The organism is Flavobacterium sp. T12S277, assembly GCF_048514875.1.
Classification (GTDB): Bacteria; Bacteroidota; Bacteroidia; order Flavobacteriales; family Flavobacteriaceae; genus Flavobacterium.
Genome location: NZ_JBLYEG010000065.1, coordinates 1 through 1,187, shown reverse-complemented (window position 1 = coordinate 1,187; position 1,187 = coordinate 1). Strand labels below are relative to the sequence as shown.

At 30.2% G+C, this 1,187-nt stretch carries 1 protein-coding gene; it reads left to right on the top strand.

The window, feature by feature from the left end; translation table 11 throughout:
* Nucleotides 1-1,187 (top strand): methyltransferase (locus ACN1CN_RS22730; RefSeq protein WP_419137969.1); only part of this gene is annotated, 1,187 nt, incomplete at both ends.

The following is a 1,187-nucleotide window of genomic DNA, read 5'->3' as shown; positions in this document are numbered from 1 at the left end:
GCTGGCTTGTTGATGGTAATTTGGAATATCTTGGCCGTAATGATGACCAGGTCAAGATCCGTGGTTACAGGATAGAGCTTGGAGAGATCGAGTATGCGTTGTCGGGAATTCCGGGTATTGTCCAGTCATGTGTTTTGGTAAAGCAAAGGGATAGTTCCGCGGGTGTTGTAAAATCGCTGGTAGGATATTATGTTTTAGATAAAAATTATTTGTCAGGGAATAATGATTATATATTAAATAATTGGGAGAATCTTTATGATTCTAATTATGAGATTAGTATTGAAGAAGGTCAAATAAAATCTGATTTTTTAGGTTGGAATAGTTTTATTACTGGAGAACAGATTCTTATTTCAGAAATGGAACAATGGAGAGATAGTATAATAAACATTATAAAAAAATTAAACCTAGGTTGTGTTTTAGAAATTGGTATTGGTTCAGGATTATTAATGTATCCCTTATTAAATGAGGTTGAGAAGTATGTTGGTTTAGATATATCACAAACGGTTATAAATCGACACATCAAATATCTTAAGAATAAAAATTTCAACACAGATCTATATCATTTAAGAGCAGACCAAATAGATCAGTTACCTAATGTAGGTCTTTACGATACTATAATTATTAATTCCGTTTGTCAGTACTTTCCGAGTATTAAGTATTTTGAGGATATCCTAGACAAATCAATTAATATACTTTCTGAAAGTGGTTCTATATTTTTGGGTGATATTAGAAATTATGATTTGCATAAGGAACTGATTCAGGAAAAGTTTGACTATGAAGGTATAGTTTATACAAATCAAGATATTTTTAAAATTGCTATAAAGGAAAATGAGTTATTAATTAGTCCAAACTATTTTACCAGTTTAAAAAACAAATATAAAAATATAGAGGTTACTGTTCTTGAAAGAACTAGTGAGTATGTTAATGAGTTAAGCAAATATAGGTATGATGTGATAATTTCATTTAATGGAGAAAAAGATACAATCAATCTTATTAATTTGAATAATGAGTATTCAGATAGTAATTATAATATACCTTATCTGAATCAATTAAATAAAGATATGATTTTGGATGAGTTATCCAGGTTGTTGCCTGATTATATGGTTCCCGGTGCTTTGGTTGTTATGGATTCTTTTCCATTGACTATTAATGGCAAGCTGGACAAACGTTCTTTGCCTGATCCTGAT